At 73.6% G+C, this 18,681-nt stretch carries 13 protein-coding genes; 4 read left to right on the top strand and 9 right to left on the bottom strand.

Annotated features, from left to right (window positions below):
• Positions 1 to 106 precede the first annotated feature (106 nt).
• Both ACIRGB_RS13085 and ACIRGB_RS13090 read right to left on the bottom strand, forming a co-directional pair.
• Complete coding sequence (locus ACIRGB_RS13085; RefSeq protein WP_403862757.1) at positions 107 to 1,618, bottom strand: amino acid permease; 1,512 nt, start codon at positions 1,616 to 1,618, stop codon at positions 107 to 109.
• Positions 1,619 to 1,648: 30 nt separating this feature from the next.
• On the bottom strand, positions 1,649 to 2,659 hold the full coding sequence (locus tag ACIRGB_RS13090; RefSeq protein WP_403862760.1) for a hypothetical protein: 1,011 nt from the start codon (positions 2,657 to 2,659) through the stop codon (positions 1,649 to 1,651).
• Positions 2,660 to 2,938: 279 nt separating this feature from the next.
• Between ACIRGB_RS13090 and ACIRGB_RS13095 the strand changes: the two genes are divergently transcribed.
• The 3 genes from ACIRGB_RS13095 to ACIRGB_RS13105 all read left to right on the top strand — a co-directional run bounded on the left by ACIRGB_RS13095 (position 2,939) and on the right by ACIRGB_RS13105 (position 7,516).
• Entirely contained in the window at positions 2,939 to 4,378 is a 1,440-nt protein-coding gene (locus ACIRGB_RS13095; RefSeq protein WP_403863466.1) for an FGGY family carbohydrate kinase, read from the top strand.
• Positions 4,379 to 4,865: 487 nt separating this feature from the next.
• Positions 4,866 to 6,269, top strand: coding sequence for an NAD(P)/FAD-dependent oxidoreductase (locus tag ACIRGB_RS13100; RefSeq protein WP_403862763.1), 1,404 nt, complete (start codon positions 4,866 to 4,868; stop codon positions 6,267 to 6,269).
• Positions 6,266 to 7,516, top strand: coding sequence for an FAD/NAD(P)-binding oxidoreductase (locus ACIRGB_RS13105; RefSeq protein WP_403862765.1), 1,251 nt, complete (start codon positions 6,266 to 6,268; stop codon positions 7,514 to 7,516). Before ACIRGB_RS13100 ends, ACIRGB_RS13105 begins: the two co-directional genes overlap by 4 nt.
• Positions 7,517 to 7,537: 21 nt before the next feature.
• Here the strand turns inward: ACIRGB_RS13105 and ACIRGB_RS13110 are convergent, their stop codons facing one another.
• A complete protein-coding gene (locus ACIRGB_RS13110) occupies positions 7,538 to 8,437 on the bottom strand; it encodes a YbhN family protein (protein WP_403863469.1) in 900 nt (299 codons plus the stop codon).
• 189 nt (positions 8,438 to 8,626) lie between these two features.
• Here ACIRGB_RS13110 and ACIRGB_RS13115 point away from each other — a divergent pair, with 189 nt between their 5' ends.
• On the top strand, positions 8,627 to 10,507 hold the full coding sequence (locus ACIRGB_RS13115) for an ABC transporter ATP-binding protein (RefSeq protein ID WP_403862768.1): 1,881 nt from the start codon (positions 8,627 to 8,629) through the stop codon (positions 10,505 to 10,507).
• A gap of 10 nt (positions 10,508 to 10,517) precedes the next feature.
• On the opposite strand, the gene ACIRGB_RS13120 is transcribed toward ACIRGB_RS13115, so the two are convergent.
• The 6 genes from ACIRGB_RS13120 to ACIRGB_RS13145 form a co-directional block, all read right to left on the bottom strand.
• Entirely contained in the window at positions 10,518 to 12,263 is a 1,746-nt protein-coding gene (locus ACIRGB_RS13120; RefSeq protein WP_403862771.1) for a SpoIIE family protein phosphatase, read from the bottom strand.
• Between the two features lie 163 nt (positions 12,264 to 12,426).
• Positions 12,427 to 14,031 carry a glycoside hydrolase family 13 protein gene (locus tag ACIRGB_RS13125; RefSeq protein ID WP_403862774.1) on the bottom strand — a complete coding sequence of 535 codons (1,605 nt, stop codon included), beginning with the start codon at positions 14,029 to 14,031 and terminating at the stop codon, positions 12,427 to 12,429.
• Between the two features lie 142 nt (positions 14,032 to 14,173).
• Positions 14,174 to 15,049, bottom strand: a complete 876-nt coding sequence (locus ACIRGB_RS13130) for a carbohydrate ABC transporter permease (RefSeq protein ID WP_403862777.1) — start codon at positions 15,047 to 15,049, stop codon at positions 14,174 to 14,176.
• Between the two features lie 19 nt (positions 15,050 to 15,068).
• Positions 15,069 to 16,028, bottom strand: coding sequence for a carbohydrate ABC transporter permease (locus tag ACIRGB_RS13135; RefSeq protein ID WP_403862780.1), 960 nt, complete (start codon positions 16,026 to 16,028; stop codon positions 15,069 to 15,071).
• A 67-nt stretch (positions 16,029 to 16,095) separates the two neighbouring features.
• On the bottom strand, positions 16,096 to 17,511 hold the full coding sequence (locus ACIRGB_RS13140; RefSeq protein ID WP_403862783.1) for an extracellular solute-binding protein: 1,416 nt from the start codon (positions 17,509 to 17,511) through the stop codon (positions 16,096 to 16,098).
• 151 nt (positions 17,512 to 17,662) lie between these two features.
• On the bottom strand, positions 17,663 to 18,676 hold the full coding sequence (locus ACIRGB_RS13145; RefSeq protein WP_403862785.1) for a LacI family DNA-binding transcriptional regulator: 1,014 nt from the start codon (positions 18,674 to 18,676) through the stop codon (positions 17,663 to 17,665).
• Positions 18,677 to 18,681: the final 5 nt, after the last annotated feature.

Below are 18,681 nucleotides of genomic sequence, written 5' to 3' on the forward strand. Positions count from 1 at the left end.
GATGCGCGATCCGGCGCGACCGCAAGGCAGTTCGACCGGCGCGAGGGCTCATCCTGCCGCATCCCGAGGTGTGGTCCGTACCGGCCGAGGGGCGGAACGGGGCGTTTCAGACGATGCCCTCGGCGAGTTCCGCCTGCTCGCGGTCGTCGCCGTAGGCGGCGGTCGTCGGGGTGCCGTACGAACGGCGGGCGACGAACCACCACACCGTGGCCAGGACCAGGACGACGACCAGGGCGACGGCGGCGTAGTTCATCGTGTCGACCGTCACCGGCGACGACTGGGGGAGGCAGAACAGCACGGTGACCAACGCCACCCACACCACCGCGACCCACCCGACCGGCCTGCTCCACCGGCCCAGGTGCCAGGGCCCCGGGGTGAACCGGTCGCCGGCCCGCAGCCGCAGCAGCACCGGGATGGCGTACGCCGGGGTGATGCCGATGACGTTGATGGCGGTCACCGCGCCGTACGCCGTCGCCGAGTACAGGGACGGCAGTGCCAGCAGAGCGGCCACCGCCACCGACAGCCACACCGCGGCGACCGGGGTCTGGGTGCGGGCGGAGACCGTGCGCCACAGCGACGAGCCGGGCAGGGCGCCGTCCCGGCTGAACGCGAACACCATCCGGCTGGCGGCGGCCACCTCGGCGTTGCCGCAGAACAACTGCGCCACGATCACCACGAGCAGCAGCGCGCTCGCGCCGTCCGTGCCCAGCCCGTCGAGGAGGATCTGCGCGGGCGGCACCCCGGTCGCGGTGTCACGGGTCGCGTCGTAGTCCTGGATGGCGAAGGTCAGCCCGGCCAGCAGCACGAAGCCCGCCAGCCACGACACCCAGATGGCCCGCACGATGCCGCGCGCCGCCGACACCGACGCGTTGGAGGTCTCCTCGGACAGGTGGGCGGAGGCGTCGTAGCCGGAGAAGGTGTACTGGGCGAGCAGCAGGCCGATCGCGGCCACGTACAGCGGGTTCTCCCAGCCGGTGTCGTTGACGAACTCGGTGAAGACGAAGGACGGAGACTGGTGGTGGTCGGGGACGATCACCAGCGCGCCGACGATCAGCGCCACACCGGCCAGGTGCCACCACACGCTGACCGAGTTGAGCACGCTGACCAGCCGGACGCCGAAGAGGTTGAGGGTGGCGTGCAGCAGCAGGATCACGACGAAGATCAGCATCGTCTTCTCCGGCGTCGGCTCGAAGCCCCACTGGAGGTTCAGGAACGCGCCGGTGAACAGCGCCGCCCCGTAGTCGATCCCGGCGATCGCGCCGAGCAGTCCCAGCAGGTTCAGCCAGCCGGTGTACCAGCCCCAGCGGCGCCCGCCGAGCCGGTCGGCCATGTAGTACAGCGCGCCGGACGTCGGATACGCGCTGGTGACCTCGGCCAGCGCCATCCCGACGCACAGCACGAACAGGCCGACGCCCGCCCAGCCCCACAGCATCACGGCGGGGCCGCCGGTGCCCAGGCCGAAGCCGTACAGGGTCATGCAGCCGGACAGGATCGAGATCACAGAGAAGCTGATCGCGAAGTTGCCGAAGCCGCCCATGCGGCGGGCCAGCACCGGCCGGTAGCCGAGTTCGCGCAGGCGCTGTTCCTCGCTGACGGACGGTTCAGAGGGGCGGGACATGACAGACCTCCGGGACGGAAGGGTGGGGGGTCAAGGGCGCCGTCGGCCGTGGCCGCGGGCGCGGGCGGCCGAACGGCTGCGCGTGCGGGCCTGGAGGAACACCTCCACCGCCCGCCCGGCCGAACCGTCGCCCGGGGTCCGGCAGGCCCAGGGCAGCGGTGTCCAGTAGGGGCCGAGCGCGTCGAACACCTGGTTCGCCTCCCGGAACCGGAGGGCGCCCCACAGCGCGTGGGCCAGATGGTTCAGGTCCGGCAGGGACCTCTCGTCGCGCGGGGCGAGCGCGAACCAGGAGTCGAACGCCTGCCGTGCCTCACGGGTGGCGTCCTCCGCCACCCAGTGCAGATCCAGCGCCGCCTCCCGCGCACCCGAGCGGCGGTAGCGCTCCACCCGCACGTACAGCGGCAGCACGTGCAGCGCCGAGCCGGGCGGCGCCGAACCCGCCGCCCAGTGCGCGAACCCGGCCGCCCGGGCGAGGCGTTCGGAGCCGCCGCGCGGATACAGGAACTGCAGCATCCGGTGGTGGGCCTCCCGGTTGTACGGGTCGCGCTTGTCGGCCTCGGCGAGCAGCCCCCACGGCCCCGGCGGCAGCATCGGCTCCGGCGGCGCCATCCGGTGTTCCTCCCAGCGCTGCCCCTCGTCCAGCCGGGCCAGCGCCAGCAGACACACCCACGGCACCGGATCGTGGGGCGCGGCCCGCGTCGCCGCGTCGCAGGCGTGCCAGGCCTGCGGCCACAGTTCACGGGTGCGGGGATGGTCCTCGCGGTGCGCCCGCAGCGCGCGCTCCACGACCACCCGGGCGTGCATCACCGCGGCCGCCACGCTGTCCGGCTCCTCCGCGAGCCAGGCCCGCACCACGTCCGTACCGGCCGCCGAGGCCGCCAGCACCTGGGTGCGCCGCGTCCACTGCGCCCAGGAGCCGGTCTGCTCCAGCAGGATGCGCATCGACATCCAGCGCCCGGCCCGCACCTCCTGGAGGGCGGAGCGCAGCGCGGTGTCGTGTCCGGCGGGGTCGTAGGCGGGCTGTGCGCCGTCTCTGGCCATCACACGCCCGCCGGCGGGAGCGGAACAGGCCGTACGGCGGCATGGCGTGACAAACAGCCCTCCCCGGGGGCGGTGGTGCGATGGTCGAGCGGTCGGCGCACACTATAGAGGCGGAGGTTCCGCCCCTGTCCGCTTTCCCGGCACCGGCGCAAAACCATGGCCACCCAGGCGAACTGACTGACCGTCAGCCGCCCTTGACGCGGTGTGTCCGCGAGGGCAGGCTGGCGCGCAGTGATCGCCGAGACCGTCGGCGCCGGAGCGGAGAGCCGGGAGGTGCAGGTGCCGGACTCGGTACTCGCCGTCGACCAGGGCACGTCCGGCACCAAGGCGCTGGTGATCTGCCCCGAGCGCGGTGTGCTCGGCACCGGTTTCGCCGCGGTCCGGCCCCGCTACCTGCCCGGCGGCCTGGTGGAGGTGGACCCGGAGGAGCTGTACGGCTCGGTGGTCGACGCCGGGCGCCGGGCGCTAGCCGACGCGGGCGAGCCGGTCACGGCGCTGGGCCTGGCCAACCAGGGCGAGACGGTGCTCGCCTGGGACCCGGACACCGGCCGTCCGCTCACCGACGCACTGGTGTGGCAGGACCGCCGGGCGGAACCCCTCTGCGCCGAACTAACCGACCACGCGGACGAGTTGCGCCACCTGGCCGGCCTGCCCCTGGACCCGTACTTCGCGGCGCCGAAAATGGCCTGGATACGACGGCACCTCACCCGCGCGGGCCACGTCACCACCTCCGACACCTGGCTCGTGCACCGCCTCACCGGCGCCCACGTCACGGACGCCGCGACCGCCTCGCGCACCGGGCTCCTCGACCTGGAACGCGTCGCGTGGTCGCCACGCGCCGTGGAGCTGTACGGCCTGACCGGCGAGCACCTCCCGGAGATCGTGGACAACGCCGCCCACACCGGCACGACCAGGGCCTTCGGCCCCGAACTCCCGCTCACCGGCCTCGCCGTCGACCAGCAGGCCGCGCTGCTCGCCCAGCGCGTCACCGAGCCCGGCACCGCCAAGTGCACCTACGGCACCGGCGCGTTCCTCCTCGCCCACACCGGCGGCACACCGCGGCGGGGCGCCTCGGGCCTGGCCGCGTGCGTCGCCTGGCGGCTCGGCGGGCGCACCGACCACTGCCTGGACGGCCAGGTGTACACGGCCGCCTCCGCCGTACGCTGGCTCACCGACCTCGGCGTCATCACCGGCGCCGCCGACCTCGACCCCGTGGGCGCCGCGGTGCCGGACGCCGGCGGCGTCACCTTCGTCCCGGCGCTGGCCGGGCTGGCCGCTCCCTGGTGGCGCGGCGACCTGCGCGGCTCGCTCACCGGCCTCGGCCTGGACACCACCCCCGGGCACCTGGTGCGCGCCCTGTGCGAGGGCCTCGCCGCCCAGGTCGCCGAACTCGCCGACGCCGCGGCGGCCGACCTCGGCGGCCCACTGACCCTGCTGCGCGTCGACGGCGGCCTCACCCGCTCCGCGCTCCTCATGCAGACCCAGGCCGACCTGCTGCAACGCCCGGTCGAGGTGTCCGCCCTGCCGGACGCCACCGCGCTCGGCGTCGGCGCCCTGGCCCGGCTCGGCGCGGACCCGTCCCGCACCCTCGCCGAGGCGCTCCCCGACGTGGGTCCCACCACGGTGTACGAGCCCCGCATCACCGCCGACGAGGCCACGGAGCGCCGCACCCGCTTCCGCGCGGCGGTCGCCAGGCTGATCGCCGGGGGCGCGTCGTGACAGGCGGCCACGACACCGTTTGCTGCGGGTCCGGCGTGACGGGCGGCCGTCACGCCGCTCGCCGGGGACCCGCTGTGACGGACAGCCGACACCCCGGCGACCGTGGCCCCGACACGGCCCGGCACACGCCTGCCCCACCGGGTTCGGACACGCCGGACGCGGTGTCCTGCCGCGGAAACGCGGAGCGGCCGTCCCGGCTCACCCCGCGACGACCTGCCGCGTCGTTCCTGCCGATGACGCCCCGTGCCGCACGTTCCGCCGGGCGGGCCCGCGCGCGGTTCCATCCCGTGCCGTCCCCGGCGCCCCTGCCGCGCGGTCCCGGGAACCGGCCCGGACGGCAGACTCGCCGGGCGGCCCCGGGCGCCGGGAGTGTCGCCGGGCGGGGTGCCGCCGGATGGCCAGGCGCCGGTCGGGCGGAGGATCGGCCGCGCCACGGGACGGAGGCGCACCGTGTCCCGGGTGGTGCGCCGTTCGACGGGAGCCCCGGATGACCGTCACCGTGTCCGGGGCCCTGCCCGGTGAGCCGTACGACGTGGCGATCGTCGGGGCCGGGGTCGTCGGGTGTGCGATCGCCCGGCGGCTCGCGCACCACCCGGCGCTGCGCGTCGCCCTCGTCGAGGCGCAGGACGACGTGGGGCAGGGCACCTCCAAGGCGAACACCGCCATCCTGCACACCGGGTTCGACGCCGTGCCCGGCTCGCTGGAGGCCCGGCTCGTGCGGGAGGGCTCCCGCGAACTCGCCGCGTACGCCGCCGAGTCGGGCATCCCCGTCGAACGCGTCGGCGCCCTGCTCGTCGCCTGGGACACGGAGCAGCTCGCGGCGCTGCCCCGCCTCGCCGAGAAGGCCGGGCGCAACGAGTACCACGACGCCCGCATCCTCGCCCCGGCCGACCTCTACGCCCGCGAACCCCACCTCGGCCCCGGCGCGCTCGGCGCCCTGCACGTACCCGGCGAGAGCATCATCTGCCCGTGGACGACGACGCTCGCGTATGCCACCCAGGCGGTCCGCGCCGGAGTCGACCTGCACCTCGAATCACCCGTCACGCACGCCGGTCGCACGGACGGCGTGCACCGACTCGACACCCCGCGCGGCCCGCTGTACGCCCGACGGCTCGTCAACGCCGCCGGACTGCACGCCGACACCCTCGACCGGAGCCTCGGCCACGACGACTTCACCGTCACCCCGCGCCGGGGCCAGCTCATCGTCCACGACACGTTCGCCCGCGCCCTGGTCCGCCACATCCTCCTGCCCGTCCCCACCGCCCTCGGCAAGGGCGTCCTCGTCGCCCCCACCGTCTACGGCAACGTGCTGCTCGGCCCCACCGCCGAGGACCTGGACGACAAGCACGACACCGGCTCCACCGCCGAGGGACTGCGCCGCCTGCGCGAACAGGGCCGCCGCATCCTCCCCGCCCTGCTGGAGGAGGAGGTCACCGCCGTCTACGCGGGCCTGCGCGCCGCCACCGAGCACGACGACTACCGGATCGCCGCCCACCCCCACCAGGGCTACGTCACCGTCGGCGGCATCCGCTCCACCGGCCTCACCGCCTCCCTCGCCATCGCCGAGCACGTCACCGGCCTGCTCGCCGGCACCGGCCTCGACCTCGGCCCCCGGCACCCGCTCGAACCGGTCCGCATGCCCCACCTCGGCGAGGCGGCCCCCCGCCCCCACCAGCGGCCCGACCTCGTCGCCGCCGACCCGGAGTACGGCACCCTGGTCTGCCACTGCGAACGCGTCTCCCGCGGCGAGATCCGCGACGCCCTCGCCGGGCCGGTCCCGCCCCGCTCCCTGGACGGACTGCGCCGCCGCACCCGGGCCCGGGCGGGCCGCTGCCAGGGCTTCTACTGCGGGGCGGCGGTCAGGGCGTTGTTCGAGGAGGCGCAGAGGTGACGAGCCGACCCATCGATGTCCTGGTGGTGGGCGCCGGTCCCGCCGGACTCGCCGCCGCGTCCCTGCTCGCGGCGGCCGGCGCCCGCGTCGAGGTCCTGGAGCGCGAGCAGTCGCCCGGGGGAGTGCCCAGGCACTGCGCCCACCGGGGCTTCGGCGACCGGCCGCACGCGCTGACCGGCCCGGCCTACGCCCGCCTCCTCGCCGACGCGGCCGCCCGTGCCGGAGCCGGCCTGCGCACCGGCGTCACCGCCCTCGACTGGGCGGGCCCGCGCGCCCTCACCACCGTCGGACCCCACGGCGTGCGGACGCTCACCGCCCGCGCGGTCGTCCTGGCCACCGGCGCCCGCGAACGCCCCCGCGCCGCCCGCCTCGTCCCCGGCACCCGGCCGGCCGGCGTCTACACCACCGGCGAACTCCAGCAGGCGGTCCACCTGTACGGGCAGCACATCGGCACCCGCGTGGTGATCGTCGGCGCCGAGGACGTCTCCCACGCCGCCGCCGGCACCGTACGGGCGGCCGGAGCCGAGGTCGTCGCGCTGGTCACGGAGCTGCCCCGGGCCCCCGCCGCCCCCTCGCGGACGCTGACGGCACGTCTGCGGCACCGCACCCCCGTCCTCACCGGCACCACGGTCACCGAACTCCTCGGCCGCGGACGCCTGTCGGGCGTGCGCGTACGGCACCGCGACGGCCGTACGACCACCCTGCCCTGCGACACCGTCGTGTTCACCGGCGACTTCGTCCCCGACCACGAACTCGCCCGGCGCGGCGGGCTGAGCCTGGACCCGGGAACCCGCGGTCCCGCCGTGGACGGCGCCCTGCGCACCTCACGGCCCGGCGTCTTCGCGGTCGGCAGCGTGTTGCACGCCGTCGAGAGCGCGGCCACGGCCGCCCGCGAGGGCACGCACGCCGCGACCGCCGTACGCGACTGGCTCACGGCCGGCCCCGGACCGAACCCGGCGGACCGGACGGACCCGGACTGGCCCGGCGGCGTCCCCCTGGTCGCCGACCCGCCCCTGCTGCGCATCGCCCCGAACCGCGTCACTCCGGCCGACCGCTTCCCGTACCTGCTGCGCACGTCGGTCCCGCTGCCCCGCCCCGTCCTGTACGTCACCCAGGACGGCCGCACCCTGCACCGCGAGCGGCGCCGTCTCACCGCGGCCGTCCCGCACCGCCCGCTGACTCTGACGGCACGCTGGACGCACCGGGTCGATCCCGACGGCGGACCGGTGCACGTCACCGTCAGCTGACCGGCCGGCCCGCACGCCCCCTCAGATCACCCGCAGCCGCACCAGCGCCGCCAACGTCAGCGCCCCCGGCAGCAGCGGCAGCCACACCGTCAGCAGCCGGAACGCCAGCACCACCGCCGTGGCCACGGTCACCGGCCCGCCCGCCGCCACCAGCGCCACGACCAGCGCCGCCTCGACCGAGCCGATGCCGCCCGGCGTGGGCACCAGCGCCACCGCCACCGTCGCCGCCAGGTACGCCACCGCCATGTGCCCGACGGGCAGTGCCAGTCCCAGCGACCGGCCCACCAGGACCAGCGCCGAGGTCTGCAACGCCGGGAAGGCGAGCGCGCCGCCCCACAGCGCCAGCGCGCGAGCCGGCCGGGCGTGCACCGAGCGGGCCTCGCCCAGTGCCGTCCGCAGGAAGGAGACCAGCGCGCCGCGCAGCCGCGGCAACAGCGCCAGCGCCCCCGCCGCCACCACCGGGACCGCGCCGGCGGCCACCAGCAGCGGCCCCACGGCGCCTTCGGGCAGCAGCGTGCCGAGCCGCAGCGCACCGGGGAACGCGATCAGCAGGGCGCCCAGCAGGGCGAGGCGGCCGACGCTCTCCGCCAGCAGGTACAGCGCGAGCGCGGCCGAGGAACGGGCGAGCGGCAGCCCGCACACCGTCATGAACCGCAGGTTCACCGCGCTCGCGCCCAGCCCCGTCGGCAGCAGGTGGTTGGCCGCGCCGGCCGCGAACTGGGTGGCCACCAGCCGCCGTCGGGGCAGCCGCTCCACCACCGCGCCCTGCCGGGTGCAGGCGGCGGCGACCCAGGTCAGACAGGTCGCGCCGGCCGCGGCCAGCAGCCAGGGCCAGCGGGCCGTGGCCAGCTGGCCGAAGCCCTCGGCGAGCACGGACCGGTGCCGGACCGCGACCACGCCCACCAGGAGCAGCGGAAGCACGCACAGCACCCGGCGGACCGGGACACGGTGCAGGAGTGGCTTCTCGGGGATTCGAACCGCTGTCGTCACAGCACAAGACATTCCCCCGGACGCGCCACCTACGGGTGGCCGACGCGCGGACACCGGGTTACGGAACTCGGGCCGCGCCGCCTTGACCTCAAGGTTGGTCGAGGTCCTACGGTCATCGGCATGAGTATGGAGACCACGGCGTGGACGCAGCTGTACAGCGTCATGCACGCCAAAGACGAGCGCCGCCCCTTCGCCCGCGCCACGCTGCGCCGCATCGGCGCGTTCGCCCGCCCGCACCGCCGCCGCATCGTCCGGTTCGTACTCCTCGGGGTGGCGACCGCACTGCTCGCCGTCGCCACCCCCGTCCTCGCCGGAAAGGTCGTCGACGCGATCGTGTCGGACGGCGACGAGGGCACGGTCGTGCGCCTCGCCCTGCTCATCGCGTTCATCGCCCTCGCCGAGGCGGTACTCGGCATCGCCTCCCGCAGGCTCTCGGCGACGCTCGGGGAGGGACTCATCCTCGATCTGCGGACGGCCGTGTTCGATCATGTGCAGCGCATGCCGGTCGCGTTCTTCACACGTACGCGTACGGGAGCGCTCGTCTCCCGACTCAACAACGACGTCATCGGCGCCCAACGGGCCTTCAGCAACACCCTGTCCGGCGTGGTCAGCAACGTGGTCACGCTGCTGCTCACCCTCGCCGTCATGCTGACCCTGTCCTGGCAGATCACCCTGCTCGCCCTGGCGCTGCTCCCGGTGTTCGTGCTCCCCGCCCGGCGGATGGGCCGCCGCATGGCCCGGATGCAGCGCGAGGCCGCCGCCCTCAACGCGGCCATGGGCACCCGCATGACCGAGCGCTTCTCGGCGCCCGGCGCCACCCTGATCAAGCTGTTCGGCCGCCCCGAGGAGGAGTCCGCCGAGTTCGCCGAACGGGCCCGCCGCGTCGCCGACATCGGCGTGCGCACCGCCACCGCCCAGGCCGCCTTCATCACCGCGCTCACCCTCGTCTCGGCGCTCGCCCTCGCCCTCGTCTACGGCCTCGGCGGCTTCTTCGCCCTGCGCGGCACCCTGGACCCCGGCGCCGTCGTGGCGCTGGCCCTGCTGCTGACCCGCCTGTACGCGCCGCTCACCGCGCTCGCCGGAGCCCGCGTGGAGGTCATGAGCGCCCTCGTCAGCTTCGAGCGGGTCTTCGAGGTCCTCGACCTGGCCCCGCTCATCGACGAGAAGCCCGACGCCCGCCCGGTCCCCGACGGCCCGGTCGCCGTCGAGTTCGACGACGTCCGCTTCGGCTACCCGTCCGCCGACAAGGTCTCCCTCGCCTCCCTCGAAGAGGTCGCCACCCTGGACACCCGCGGCGGCGAAGAGGTCCTGCACGGCCTCTCCTTCCGCGCGGAACCGGGCCAGACCATCGCGCTGGTCGGATCGTCCGGCGCCGGCAAGTCCACCATCGCCCAACTGCTGCCGCGGCTGTACGACACCGACGGCGGCACCGTCCGCGTCGGCGGCGTCGACGTCCGCGACCTGAGCGCGCGGTCGCTGCGCGACACCGTCGGCATGGTCACCCAGGACGGCCACCTCTTCCACGACACCGTCCGCGCCAACCTGCTCCTCGCCCGGCCCGGCGCCACCGAGGACGACCTGTGGACGGCGCTGCGCCGCGCCCGCCTGGCCGGCCTCGTACGGTCCCTGCCGGACGGGCTGGACACCGTGGTCGGCGAGCGCGGCTACCGGCTCTCCGGCGGCGAACGCCAGCGCATGACCATCGCCCGGCTGCTGCTGGCCCGCCAGCGCGTCGTCATCCTCGACGAGGCCACCGCCCACCTCGACAACACCTCCGAGGCGGCCGTCCAGGAAGCCCTCGCCGAAGCCCTCCAGGGCAGAACGGCCGTGGTGATCGCGCACCGGCTGTCCACGGTCCGCTCGGCCGACCGCATCCTGGTGGTCGAGGCCGGCCGCATCGTGGAGAGCGGCACCCACGAGGAACTCCTCGCGGCCGACGGCCGCTACGCCCAACTGCACCGCACCCAGTTCGCGCGCCCGGCCCTGGACAAGGCCGCCTAGCGCGAGCGCTCTACGGCGGGCCGGGCGTCCGCGGGCCGGGCGTCCCGGCCCGCAGGGGCAGGTCCTGCTCGGCCCAGACGACCTTCCCGCCGGGCGTGCGGCACGAGCCCCAGCGCCGGCACATCATGTTGATCAGCTGGAGACCGCGCCCGCTCTCGTCGCTCACGTCCGCGTGCTGGATCTGCGGCAGGTCGGGACCGGAGTCGGAGACCTCCACGGACAGCCGCTCGTGGCGCAGCAGGCGCAGCTCGCCGGGGGCGTTTCCGTACCGCAGGGCGTTGCCCACCAGCTCGCTGACCACCAGCTCCGTGGTGTCGACCAGCTCCTGAAGCCCCCACCGCTCCAGCTGCTCACGCACCGCCGTACGGGCCTGCCCGGCCGCCTTGCCGTCCGGCGGCAGCGTCCGCACGTACACGTCGCACTCCGGACCGAGCGGCCGGGCGAGGGCCGCCAGCACGATCGCGTCGTCCGACCGGTCGTCGCCGACCCGTTCGGCGACCGTCCGGCACGCGGCGGCGTCCTCGGGCAGGCCGTCGCCGAGCGCCTCGCGCAGCCGCTCCAGCTGGGTGCCCAGGTCGGCCGTGCGCGACCGGACCAGCCCGTCCGTGTACAGCGTCAGCCGGCTCAGCTCGGGCACCGGCCGCTCCACCGGGTCGTACGGGATCACGCCCGTCCCCAGCGGCGCCCCCGCGGGCACGTCCAGGAACGAGACGGTGCCGTCCGGCCCGGTCAGCAGGGGTGGCGGGTGCCCGGCGCTGGCGATGCGGAAGGTGCCGCCGCAGGGGTCGTAGACCGCGCACAGACAGGTGGCGACCTGGTCCTCCTCCAGGTCGCGGGCGGCCAGGTCGAGCCGGGCCAGCAACCGCTCGGGCGCGATGTCCAGCGCCATCAGGGTCCGGGCCACCGTGCGCAGCCGCCCCATGGTCGCGGCGGCGGCCAGACCGCGCCCCATCACGTCGCCCACCATCAGCGCGGTACGGCCGCTGGGCAGCGCGACCACGTCGAACCAGTCGCCGCCGACGGCGGCCGGATCGGCGGCCGGGTCGTAGCACGAGGACACGTCCAGGCCCGGGGTGCTCGGGCTGGACCGGGGGAGCAGCGCCCGTTGCAGGGTGACCACGTGGTCGCGCTCGCGCCCGTAGAGCCGGGCGTTGTCGATGTACACGGCGGCCTTGGAGGCCAGCTCCATGGCCAGGGCCACGTCGGTCCGGTTGAACGGCGCCCGGTGGCCGGCCCGGACGAAGTCGGCCAGCCCCAGCAGCACCCCGCGGGCGATCAGCGGCACCGCCAGGTAGGAGTGGACGCCCGCCCGGCGCATGATGTCCGACGACTCGCGCGAGGGGGCGATCACGGCGAAGTCCGCGCGCGTCATCCGGGACACCAGCACCGGCCGGCGGGTGGTGAGACACCGCTGCCCCAGCCGGTCGGCGGTGTGCACCGACAGCTCGCCCACGGGATCGGGCGCGAGGTTCAGGCCCTCGATCTCCGACACCGCCATGGCCCTCAGCCGCGGCGCGTCCCCTCCCGTGACCCGGTCGCCGTCCTGGAACCGCAGCACCGAGTCCAGCAGGTCCACGGCGGCGCCGTCGGCCAGTTCCGGCACGGTGAAGCCGGCCAGCTCCTCCGCCGTCCGCCGCACGTCGAGCGTGGTGCCGATGCTCAGGTCCGCCGCGTTCAACCAGGCCAGCCTGCGTCGCGCGCCCAGCGCCTCGGTCATCGACCGCAGTGCGCCCCGCGCCGCCCGGTGCCCGCTCACGAGCGGATTAGGGGGGCGGCGCAGCCCGCCCAGCCACGCTCGTTCCCGCACGCGTCGCCTCCTCCCACGGCCTCCTGTCCCGATTCTGCCTTGCCGCGGGAGGACCGGCGACGGCGGACCCCCGTCGGCGGCCGCACCGGCGGGGGTGGTGCCCGGGCGCGGCTCAGGCGCGCAGCCACACCGCCGTGTCGCCCGGCAGCCGGCCGGCCTCGTCCAGGGGCCCGCTGACGAGCAGCACGGCGCTGTGCGCGGGCAGCTCCACCGGCGCGGCGGACAGGTTGACGACGCACACCGGGCCGTCGGCGCGCCGGAACGCGAGGACGCCGTCCGGCGCGGGCAGCCACTCCAGAGCGCCGTCGCCGAACCCCGCCGTGGACCGCCGCAGGCCCAGCGCCTCGCGGTAGAGCGAAAGCATCGAGGCCGGGTCCGCGGCCTGGCGGTCCGCCGCGTACGCCGACCAGCCCTCCGGCTGCGGCAGCCAGGGCTCGGTCTCCGAGCCGAACCCGCAGTACGGCGCGTCGGCGGCCCAGGGGAGCGGCACGCGGCAGCCGTCCCGCCCCGGATCGACGCCCCCGGAGCGGAAGTGCATCGGGTCCTGGATCCGCTCGCGCGGGATGTCGGCCTCGGGCAGGCCGAGTTCCTCCCCCTGGTACACGTAGACGGACCCGGGCAGGGCCAGCGTCAGCAGCGCGGCGGCCCGGGCGCGCCGGGTGCCCAGGGCCAGGTCGGTCGGGGTGCCGAAGGCTTTCTTCGCGAAGTCGAAGCCGGTGTCCTCGCGGCCGTACCGGGTGACCGTGCGGGTCACGTCGTGGTTGCAGAGCACCCAGGTGGCCGGGGCGCCCACCGGTGCGTGCTCGGCCAGCGTGTCGTCGATGGCGCGGCGCAGCCGGTCCGCCTCCCAGGGGCAGGACAGGAAGGTGAAGTTGAAGGCGGTGTGCAGTTCGTCGGGGCGCAGGTAGCGGGCGAAGCGCTCGGCGTCCGGCAGCCACACCTCACCGACGAAGACACCCCCGTACTCGTCGGCGACCTTGCGCCAGGAGCGGTAGATGTCGTGCAGCTCGTCCTGGTCGATGTACGGGTGCGGGTCGACACCCTCCTCGAAGTCCGCGAGCGCGGGGTCCTTCGCGAGCAGCGCGGCCGAGTCGATGCGTACGCCCGCCACCCCCCGCTCGAACCAGAACCGCAGCACGTCCTCGTGCTCCCGGCGCACCTCGGGATGGGCCCAGTTGAGGTCGGGCTGCTCCGGGGTGAACAGGTGCAGGTACCACTCGCCGTCCGGGACCCGGGTCCAGGTGCGGCCGGAGAACTGGGAGGGCCAGTCGTTGGGCGGCAGCTCGCCGTGCGCACCGCGGCCGGGCCGGAAGTGGAACCGCTCCCGCTCCGCGCTGCCCGGCCCCGCCTCCAGCGCCGCCCGGAACCAGGCGTGCTGGTCGGAGACGTGGTTGGGGACGATGTCGACGATGGTGCGGATACCCAGCTCCCGCGCCTCGGCGATCAGCTTCTCGGCCTCGCCGAGGGTGCCGAAGGCGGGGTCGATGGTGCGGTAGTCGGCGACGTCGTACCCGCCGTCGACGAGCGGTGAGACGTACCAGGGGGTGAACCAGACGGCGTCCACACCGAGGTCGGCGAGGTAGGGCAGTCTCGCCCTCACGCCCGCGAGGTCACCGGTGCCGTCGCCGTCGCCGTCGGCGAAACTGCGGGGATACACCTGGTAGATGACGGCGTCGCGCCACCAGTTGTCGGTGCGGTGCGCGTTGGGGGCTGCCACGTGACGGTCCTTTCGGGCAGGGTGGATCTTCGCCGCCGGCCCGGACGGAGCGGGGCGTCGGACGGGCCGGCGGCGAAGGTTGACGGGACGTGCCGGGGGAGGGGGAGGAGGGCGGGCGGCGGGCGCCTCGGCCCTGGTGCCCTCAGCCCTTGAGCCCTCCGGCGGTGAGTCCGCTCATGATGTTGCGCTGGAAGACCAGGAAGATGAGCAGCGTCGGCAGCGAGGCCATGGTGAGCGCGGCGATCAGCACGTTCACGGGCACCCCGTTGGACAGGGAGTAGATCCCGACGTTCAGGGTCTGCTTGGCCGGGTCGGGCAGCGTCAGCAGGGGCCAGAGGAAGTCCTTCCAGACGCCCACGATCGCGAAGATGGAGACCACGCCGAGGATCGGCCGCGAGATCGGCAGCACGATCGACCAGAGCGTGCGCATCGGCGAGGCACCGTCCATGGCGGCGGCGTCGAGCAGTTCCCGGGGGATCGAGTCGAAGAACCGCTTCAGCAGGAAGATGTTGAAGGCGTTGGTCACCGAGGGCAGCCAGATCGCCCACGGCGTGTTCAGCAGGTTGCGCTCGAAGATCGGCACGTCGAGCACCGTCAGGTACTGCGGCACGACCAGCACGGTCGCCGGGATCATCAGCGTCGCCAGCATCAGGCCGAGGATGGCCTTGCCGAGGACCGGCCGGAGCTTGGACAGCGAGTAGGCCGCCGCCACGTCGAACACCAGCTGGAAGGCGAGCGCGCCGAACGCGTAGAACAGGGTGTTCCCCAGCAGGCTCGCCAGGTCCATGACGTTCCAGGCCTGCGTGTAGTTGTCGGACTCGAAGGACTCGGGCACCAGCGTCGGCGGGGTCCGCACGACCTCCTGGGTGTTCTTGAAACCGCTGGAGACCATCCAGTACAGCGGGCCGAGGAAGACCAGGGTGAAGAGGGTGACGACGAGGCCGAACACCACCCAGTAGAGCGCCTTCCCGCGGGGCCGGGCCAGCTGGGCCGGTGAGATGAGAGTGCGTGTGGACATCGGTGGATTCCCCCCGGCGCTACTCGTCCTCGGCGCGGCTGAGCTTCACGTACGCCGCCGAGAAACCGGCCAGCAGTACGAGGAGCAGCAGACCGAGGGCCGCCGCGGCACCGTAGTTGTTGAAGTTGAAGGCGTACTGGTAGATGAGGTACACGACCGTGGTCGTCGAACCCTCGGGGCCGGCGCCGCCGGTGAGCAGGAAGGGCTCCACGAAGACCTGCATGGTGGCGATGATCTGCATCAGCAGCATCAGCGACAGGATGAGCCGTGTCTGCGGGATGGTGACGTGCCAGATCTTGCGCAGCAGCCCGGCTCCGTCCAGCTCGGCCGCCTCGTACAGCTCGCCGGGGATGCCCTGGAGCGCGGCCAGGTAGATGAGCGCCGCGCCGCCCATGTTCATCCAGGTCGACGCGACGACCACGGACAGCATGGACAGGTCGGGGTCCTGGAGCCACTGCTGCTCGGGCAGTCCGAAGAACCCGAACACCTCGTTGAGCATGCCGTAGCCGGGGTCGTACAGGTACTTGAACAGCAGCACGGAGGCGACCGGGGGCAGCATCACCGGCAGGTAGACGAGCAGCCGGAGGTACCCCTTCCCGTGCCTCAGTTCGTTGATGACGAGGGCGACGACGAACGGCACGGCGAAGCCCAGCACCAGGGCCAGCACGGTGAACAGCAGGGTGTTGCGCCAGGCCTGCCAGAAGGCCGGGTCGTTGAAGACCGTCTCCAGGTTCTCCAGGCCGACCCAGGAGACCTCGCCCTGTTCCGTCTTCTGGAAGGCGAGGAAGAACTCCCGGACCATCGGGTACCAGGAGAAGAACGCGAAGCAGAGAACCGCTCCGATCAGGAAGCCGTGCGCGGTGAGGTTGCGCTTCAGGCTCCTGCCGAACGGCCCGCCGCGCTGGGGCGGGCCGTCCACCGGCGGCTGGGCGTGGCGGGCACTCGCCGCCTTGCTCGGGGTCAGGCTGGGGGCCGACATCGTCGCTCCTTGGGACTGCTCTCATGGGCCCCGGAGGGCGGTGCGGCCCGCCCCCCGAGGGAGCCGGTCACTGCGTGGCCAGAACCTGGTCGACCTGCTGCTCCGCGCTGGAGAGCAGCTTGTCGATGTCGGCGTCCTCGTTGGTGAGGAGGCCGGACATCACGTTGTCCAGGACCTTGTAGACCTCCTGCGCCTTCGGCGGCTCGGCCAGGCCCGGGACCGGGTTGTCCATGAACGGCTTGAAGTTCTCGACCGGCATGGTGGCGTGCTCCAGGCGGGCCGCGTCGTCCTTCTTCTTCGACTCGTTCAGCCAGAAGTTGGGCTGCGGCAGGCCCACCGGCAGCTTGTCGGTCTTCTTGCGGGCCCAGTCGAACTGCCCCTTGCCGACGGTCAGGTTCTCGAAGTTCAGCCAGGCGACGGCCGCCTTGATCTTGTCGGCGGAGATCCCCTTCTTGATCATGTAGCTGTTGCCGCCGGCCAGGGTGTTCTTCTCGCCCGGGATCGGGCCCATGCCGAAGTTCTCGTAGTCGGCGCCGAGTTGCTGGACCATGTACGTGATGTCGTCCGGCGCGGCCAGGAACATGCCCAGCTTGTCCGTGGCGATCTGCTTCTGGAGGTCGCCCCACTTGAGCAGCTGGGTCTTGCCCATGCTCTCGTCCTCCCAGCGCATGGCGTGGAGGTTCTCGGCGACCTCCTTGCCCACCTCGTTGTTGAACGCCGCCTTCTTGCCGCTCTCGTCCACGACTTCGGCGCCGCGGCTGTACATCTGGGCGGTGAAGTGCCAGCCTCCGGTGTTGCCCGCGCTGTACTCGCCGAAGCCGGCGATGCCCTCGCCCAGGTCGGCGATCTTCTTGGCCGCGGTGCGGACCTCGTCCCAGGTGCGCGGCGGGGCGTCCGGGTCGAGACCGGCCTGTTCGAAGAGCTTGCGGTTGATCAGCAGGCCCATCGTGTAGTTGCTGGTGGGCAGGCCGTAGAGCTTGTTCTCGTGCTTGAGCGAGCCGAGGACGTTCGGGTCGATGTCCTTCAGCGCCGGGACGGTCCTGTCGTTGACGTAGGCCGTGATGTCCTCGGCGCCGTCGTTGTCGAGCACCTGGGGCAGGTCGGTGAAGTAGGTGTAGAAGACGTCGGGCTGGGACTTGGCCTTGAGCATCGCCGTGAAGCGCGGCGGCTCCAGGCACTGGCCCGGGGTGGAGCGGCCCTCGATGGTGACGTTGGGATACGTCTTGTTGAACTCCTTGACGTCCTCCTGCCACTCCTTCAGCTCGGCCGCCTTCGCCTTCGGCGGCATGCAGTCGATGGTGAGCGTCACCTTGGTCTTCGGGTCCAGCGGAGCGGCCGGGTCGGAGGACCCGCTGCCGCCTTCGGAACCGCCGCCGTCGTCACTGCTGCTCGTGCCGCAGGCGGCGAGAGCGGTCAGGGTGAGAGCGGAGACGAGCGTGATGGCGCCGGCACGGCGAGTACGGCGGAACCGAGCACTTCTCATGGGTGGTCCCCTTCGGGCATGAACGTGGAAGGCGCCCCACCGCCGATGCGTTGTGGGGCGCCGCTCACTCAACCACCGTGAACAAGTGGACGCAATATGTCGCGCTGATTTCGTAAAAGCTTGACAGTGCTTCGACGGCGTGGCGAACCCGCTACCGGACGGCGGCCTGTGCGGTGGAGCCGCGGACGACGAGTTCCGGTTCGAAGAGCAGCTCCCTGTGGGGGACTTCGGTGCCTTGGATCTGGGCGCAGAGGAGGTCGACGGCGGCGCGGCCCATGGCTTCGATGGGTTGGCGGACGGTGGTGAGGGGTGGTTCGGTGCAGGTCATGAAGGCGGAGTCGTCGTAGCCGACGACGGAGACGTCGTGGGGGACGTGGTGTCCGTGGCGGCGGGCGGCGCGGACGGCGCCGAGGGCGAGGGGGTCGCTGGCGCAGATGATGCCGGTGACGCCGCGCTCCAGGAGGCGGGTCGCGGCGGCCTGGCCGCCCTCCAGGGAGAACATGGCCCGTTCCACGTGGGCGTCGGGCAGGGTCCCGTTCGCCGCCTCGGCGGCCTGCCGGGCGGCGGCCAGCTTCCGGCGCGAGGGGATGTGGTCGGAGGGGCCCAGCACCAGGCCGATGCGCTGGTGGCCCAGCGATGCCAGGTGCCGCCAGGACTGGCCCACGGCGACCGCGTCGTCGCAGGCGACGCAGGGGAAGCCGAGATCGGGGATGGAGGCGTTGACGAGTACGACGGGGATGTTGCGCTCGGCGAGCAGCCGGTAGTGGTCGTGCGGGGCGTCCGCCTGCGCGAACAGCCCGCCGCCGGCGAAGACGACGCCGGAGACCTGCTGTTGCAGCAGCAGCTCGACGTAGTCGGCCTCCGAGACACCGCCCTTGGTCTGCGTGCACAGCACCGGGGTCAGTCCCTGCTGGGCGAGCGCGCCGCCGATGACCTCGGCGAACGCGGGGAAGATCGGATTCTGCAACTCGGGCAGGACCAGGCCGACCAGACGCGCGCGCTCGCCCCGCAGCTGGGTGGGCCGCTCGTAGCCGAGGACGTCCAGGGCGCTCAGCACGGACTGCCGGGTCGCCGCCGAGACCCCCGGTTTGCCGTTGAGCACCCGGCTGACCGTGGCCTCGCTGACCCCAACCTTCTTCGCCACCTGAGCAAGTCGTCGTGTCACGAACG

It is taken from the genome of Streptomyces sp. NPDC102490, assembly GCF_044765285.1.
Taxonomy (GTDB): Bacteria; Actinomycetota; Actinomycetes; order Streptomycetales; family Streptomycetaceae; genus Streptomyces.